This window comes from Rhodococcus sp. A14 (assembly GCF_011603105.1).
Lineage (GTDB): Bacteria > Actinomycetota > Actinomycetes > Mycobacteriales > Mycobacteriaceae > Rhodococcus_F > Rhodococcus_F opacus.
Window position 1 is genome coordinate 1 of record NZ_JAAOQS010000204.1, and the last position, 5,405, is coordinate 5,405.

Consider the following 5,405-nt stretch of genomic DNA (forward strand, 5'->3'; position numbering starts at 1 on the left):
GCCCCACCCTCACCACCGCAGAGGATGCGCTCACCGATGCCCTCACCGTGACCCGCACCATGGGCATGTCAGGCAAGCTGTGCATGCACCCCGGACAAGCCCCCGTCATCAACCGCGCACTGAGCCCTACCGACACCGACATCGACTGGGCCCGCCAGATCATCGACCGACTCGGCGTCGACGGTGCGCGCATCGAAAATGGCAGTGACCTGCCGAAACTCGCCCGAGCCCGAGCGATCCACCGCCTCGCCACCGTCTTCGCACACGGATGACCACCCGCGACTGATTCCGAAAAGTCTCCGTTTCCGGCATCAGGAACCCAGCCTGGGATATAGCAGGCCGATATCTAGAAATCTACCCAGTTCATGTCAAGCGGCGGTTGCGGTGACCATCAGTGATAGATCTGCTGCCATCGCTTTGAAGACAACGTCCGAGAGTCTGCGTTTGAGGATGCGCAGTGCTTCCATCCCACCCTCGCCGCCGACCTTGCTAGTCCGCGCGGCGAGCGGCGACATGATCGCGTTTCTCGACGACGATGCCCGCGCCGAGCCGGGGCGTGCCCACAGTGCTCGCGCCTCGGGATGGCAGCGGGCCTGACTGAGCGCGATGCGGTAAATTGCGGCATTGAGCTGACGGTTTCCGGTGCGCGAGAGTCGATGTCGAGCGTCGTTCGACGACCATACCGGAAGCGGCGCAGTCCCGTTGTGCCGTGCGAACGCATCCTTGGAGTGAAATCTGTCGACACGAGCGGTCTCACCGATCAGCTTCGCTGCGATGAGCGGTCCGCACCCAGGAATCGCCAATCACCCAGGAATCGCCAACAAGGAAGGGGCCAGCACAGCGGTCCGGGAGGTGATCTGACCCGCGAGTTCATCGATCTCGGCAGTAACGCGCCGCAGGTGCCCGACGAGTTGGGTCACCGGTTCGGCGACAAGACCCGAAGAATTCGATAGAAGCGCCAGAGCACGCTTGTCCGGTCCATTTTCGTCGGCGGCTTCCACGCTGGGTCGAGCTCGTGAAGGTGCCAGCGCAGTCGTGCGATGATGCGAGTCAGTTCGGCAACGAGGTCTTCGCGGTGGTCGACCAGTAGCCGGAGCTCACGTTCTGCGCCGTCGAGGCGGGCTTCGGGCAGATCGGGCTCACGCAGGGCCGCGCGTGCGACTGCGAGCGCGTCGATCAGATCCGACTTGCCGTTGGTGCGGGCGCTGTCGCGGACGTTCGCCATCAACTTGGGCGGGACCCGAATTATCCGTTCGCCTGCGGCGATCAATCGCGTTCGAGGCGCGCCTACTCAGGTGGCGGCAGTCCTCGATAGCCCACCGTCGATCACCACATTGTTCAGTCGCCCAACGCAACAGCGACAGGTGGCCTTCGCTTGTGTTGCCAATGGTTTTCGTCGACAGTTGTCGTCCCGTCCGATCGACAACGACGGTGGCGTGGGTGCGCTTGTGCGCATCGATCCCGATGACCATCGTGGTGATATGTCTGCTGCCCAGGTTGCGGGTGGGTGGCATGGACCGGTCGATCGGCGTATCCCAGTAGGGGCGACGCCACGCTCCTCGGGGGCCGTCGGCCGGTCCTAACGGTGTCGGCCGGCCGCGGAACTGACATCAGCCACGGAGGGGAAACAACGGTGGAGCGAACCGGCCAACACGATCAATCGTGCACTGGGAACTTCATCCGGTTCCGCCGAAAACCCGCGCTGCGGTACCCAACCCGCGCAGGTCAGACAACGCGTCGACACCCCGACACGCTCGCCGCCTCGAACAGGTCGTGCCGGTCGACAGAAGCGGCGCCAACGATGTCGATCCGGAGGGCGCATCATTCTGCCCTTGACCACCCAGGGTTACATATCAGCTTGGCCCGTAGCGTACCTCGCCGGATGTTGCGCTCGATCGAGTAGTTTCGGCCCTCGGCGAACTGAGTTCCTGGGCAGCTCAGGATCGGAAGAAGTCGATGATCTTTGGATAAACGATGTTTGGTACTTCCAAGGTCGGGCTGTGACCGACGCCTTCGAGAACGACGAGTTCGCTGTCGGGGAGGGCATCGGCGACTTCTTTGCCCCACTCCGGGGGGGCGGGCGTGGTCCTCGACTCCAGAGACAATCAATACGGGGCAAGTGATGCTTGGGAGCAGGTCGAGCGCTCCCTCACGCGTCATGACGCCCAGCATCGCGGGGCGTAGGCTTCGAGGCAGGGCGTTGATACGGTCGGTCCACAGGGCGACGATGTCGGTACGCTCGGGATCGTTGCGGATCGTCTCACCGAACATCACGCCCAGCGTTTCTTCGAGAATGTCGCCGACGAAGCCGTGGACACTTGCACGGTCGGTCCATGTGACGTACTCCTTGTGCGTTTCGCCGCGGGCAGACGAGCCTGCCATCACGATCTTCCGGAAAAGCTCGGGCCGTCGAGCGGCGACCCGAACCCCGACGTCTCCGCCCATCGATTGCACCAGCATGTTGATGTCTTTCAGCCCCATCACCTCGATCAAGGCGAGAATGTCTTCTGCGTCGTCGTCCATCGTGATGACGTCGACGTCGTGGAGATCGCTTCTGCCCTGGCCACGAAACTCTGGTCGTACCACACGGAACTCACCGCGCACCGCGTCGATGAGTCCATCGAACATGCGCGAGTCGAGGAAGAGGGAGTGGAGGCAGAGGATGATCGGCAGACCTTCCTCGCCGGTGTCGTCGACAAAAAGATGTGTATCGCGCACTGCGACGACCTGTTGGGTGTGCGGCATGCCTGGCTTCTCCTGTCGGGATAAGAGGGGGTCACGGTTCTTTGTTGGTAGCGTGTATCGACGACGCGGCGTGAGGACGCTCGCACTCGGCAAGGTGATTTCGGGGCTACCGGGCGTCGCTAGATTTGTCAGCGGGCCGTTTTGATCAATGCACTGGCTTTCGGGTTCGCTTCGGAGCCCCAATGACGGACAAATTCGACGGTTGCTTCATCGACGTCCTGCGGGTTCGACGCGCTCAAGAAATGCTGTCCCCCTTCGACAACTCTCAGTTCGGCAGATGAGGAGTTGGTGAACATCTCGATTTCGTGGCGGGCGTTCTCGATCGAGTACACCGAATCCGCGGTTCCGTGCAGCCACAGGACCGGGCAGGTCACGCTGCTCAGGCGCGCGTGCAGACCGTCGCGGTCGCGCAGGTTGATCGCGCTGATCAGTAGTCGTTTACGACCTGCATCGCCGGTGTAGTTTGCGCGGTAGGCCGCGAGCCAGAAGTCGTGCTCGTCGGGGGTGACGGTGTCACCGAGGCCGGATTCGAGTAGTTGAGCAACGAACTCGTCCGAGACCACCCAGTCATCACCCACCGGGTCGGCGTGTTCGACGATTGTGGGGGTGCAGAATTCGTGACCGTCCCAACATCCCAGGTCGCGGCTGCGTTGGCTTTCGTCGTCCATCGAGGTGCCCAGGATGATGATGCCCTTGACCTTGTCGGGGGCGAGCATGGCCATCCGGGCGGCGATCCATCCGCCCTGGGAGGTGCCCAGGACGAACACCTCGGGGATACCGAGGGCGTCGAGGACTTGGAGGTTCGCGATGGCGCTGTCCCAGTAGGTGAACTGTTCGTAGGTCGCGCGTGTCCCGCCGTGACCGTAGGGCTCGATGGCCAGCAGGTTCATCGCCTGCATGAGTTCGGTGTCGGCGAACTGTGCCCGGTACAACTCCACTGATGTGGTGAACGAGTTGATCATGACCAGTGTCGGGAGCGACGGGTTGTACGGTGCGCCGAATTTGTAACTGATCGTCGAGCCGCCCAGATGCGGAACGGTGATGGTGTGGGCTTGGCCGGGCATTGTTTCTCCTTGGTTTCCGGGTCGGGTTGGACGCTGGCCCCGAGTGGGTGCGGAGCTGCGGTGTGTCGAGGGGATGATCTAGGCATACTCCAGGTTGCATCGTTGCTTGGAGACGAAGGCGCGGTCGAGGTGGCGGAACTTTCCGACGGGTTCGCGGGTGAACAGCATCAGCAGGACCACGGCGAGAACGCACGCACCGACCATGACATAGAGCCCCCAGTTGTATCCGGACACCGACGAGAATCCGCCGCCTGCGCCGATCAGCACGCCGAGGATCAGCGGGGAGAGCCCGCCGAGGTATGTCGCGGTCAGCATGACCGAGTTGGCGGTTCCCATGGCACCCTTCTCGGCGGAGTCGCTGACGAAGCCGTAGATGACGGGGAAGATCCCATTGGTGGCCATGCCGGCGAAGAGCTGGATGACGATCAGCCATACCAGTCCCAGTCCAGCGTACTGCAGCAGGAAGATCCCGACCGCGAGCCAGGTGAAGGCGATGATCGAGGTGAACTTGCGGCCGAGCCAGTCGGAGACGGTGCCCCAGAGGATCTGTCCGATACCGCCGGTGATGGTGAAGATCGCGGAGTAGGCAGCCGCTTCGGCGAAACTGTAGCTGCCGACGAACGCGATGTACTGCGGAAGCCAGAAGCTGATCCCGGTGTAGACGGCTATTCCCAGCAGCGACGCCAGCGACGGCACAACGATATTCGGATTGCGCAGTGCCCGGCCGAGCGCCCCTGCGGGTGCGCGGTGGTGCTGATCGTCCTCGGTGGAGTGCAGCGGCTTGGTCAAGCCGGCCTCCACCGTGTCCTTCTCGAACTTCGCGTAGCGATTCTTGGTGGCAAACAGCCAGTAGCCGATCCAGATGGGGATCATCGCGAGCGGGATGAGCAGGAAGACGTAGCGCCAGTTCTCGGGGCCGAAGGCCGCGAGAATGCCGGCGGTGACGATGGAGGCGATGAGGGTTCCCCACGGGTAGCCGGTGTGCTGAATGCCGAGGGCCAAGCCGCGGCGTTCGACGGGGTAGGACTCTGCCATCGAGGTAACTTCGATGGCTTCGCCCGCGCCGCCGAAGGCGTTCTTGACCGACTGCAGCACGACGATCGACCACAGCGACTGGGTGAAGGCTCCGATGCCGGTGACGATCGAGAAGATGAAGTACCCCGCGGCCATCACACCGTTGCGGTATTTGCGCGCCCACCCATGGCCGCCGCGGTCGAACCACGGCCCGAGCGGTAGCGCCAACAGCGAGCACGACGCGGTGATGATCGCGGCGATGACGCCTGCGGTACCCGGCGAGATCGAGAATTCTTTGACGATCGAGGGGAGAACGAAGAAGAAGATCTGGCGGGTGTTCGCATTCATCGCGTAGACCAGCCAGAGGAAGATCAGTGCCCCGATTGCGTACCCGGGCGTGCGGGCACGCTTACGCCGAGTGGTGCGCGGGGGTGTGTTCATCGTGGGTGCCTCGGTGGAGACGAGTGGCACATTGGGGTTCGGCATGGGAACTCCAGTCGGGAGGGAGGGGGCGACCGATCGGCGGCCCGACGTGTGTGATGAAGGTGCCCGTACGCCGCGGTTGAATCTGAGGAGTCCGAG

6 protein-coding genes and 1 pseudogene are annotated in these 5,405 nt (G+C 63.0%); 1 reads left to right on the top strand and 6 read right to left on the bottom strand.

Going from position 1 to position 5,405, the window contains the following annotated elements:
• Positions 1–272, top strand: a pseudogene (locus tag G9373_RS44405) (CoA ester lyase); the annotation flags it as partial.
• A gap of 96 nt (positions 273–368) precedes the next feature.
• Here G9373_RS44405 and G9373_RS47475 read toward each other — a convergent pair.
• The 6 genes from G9373_RS47475 to G9373_RS44425 all read right to left on the bottom strand — a co-directional run bounded on the left by G9373_RS47475 (position 369) and on the right by G9373_RS44425 (position 5,309).
• Positions 369–803 carry an IS110 family transposase gene (locus G9373_RS47475; RefSeq protein ID WP_240961133.1) on the bottom strand — a complete coding sequence of 145 codons (435 nt, stop codon included), beginning with the start codon at positions 801–803 and terminating at the stop codon, positions 369–371.
• A 113-nt stretch (positions 804–916) separates the two neighbouring features.
• Complete coding sequence (locus tag G9373_RS48030; RefSeq protein ID WP_277346756.1) at positions 917–1,225, bottom strand: transposase; 309 nt, start codon at positions 1,223–1,225, stop codon at positions 917–919.
• Positions 1,140–1,514, bottom strand: coding sequence for a transposase (locus tag G9373_RS48035; protein ID WP_346842936.1), 375 nt, complete (start codon positions 1,512–1,514; stop codon positions 1,140–1,142). The genes G9373_RS48030 and G9373_RS48035 overlap by 86 nt, the downstream gene beginning before the upstream one ends.
• A gap of 307 nt (positions 1,515–1,821) precedes the next feature.
• Complete coding sequence (locus G9373_RS44415) at positions 1,822–2,745, bottom strand: alpha/beta hydrolase (protein WP_206033938.1); 924 nt, start codon at positions 2,743–2,745, stop codon at positions 1,822–1,824.
• A gap of 128 nt (positions 2,746–2,873) precedes the next feature.
• On the bottom strand, positions 2,874–3,809 hold the full coding sequence (locus G9373_RS44420) for an alpha/beta hydrolase (protein ID WP_167121163.1): 936 nt from the start codon (positions 3,807–3,809) through the stop codon (positions 2,874–2,876).
• 78 nt (positions 3,810–3,887) lie between these two features.
• The gene (locus tag G9373_RS44425; protein ID WP_240961134.1) at positions 3,888–5,309 is read right to left on the bottom strand and encodes an MFS transporter; all 1,422 of its coding nucleotides are present in this window, start codon (positions 5,307–5,309) and stop codon (positions 3,888–3,890) included.
• Positions 5,310–5,405 lie beyond the last annotated feature (96 nt).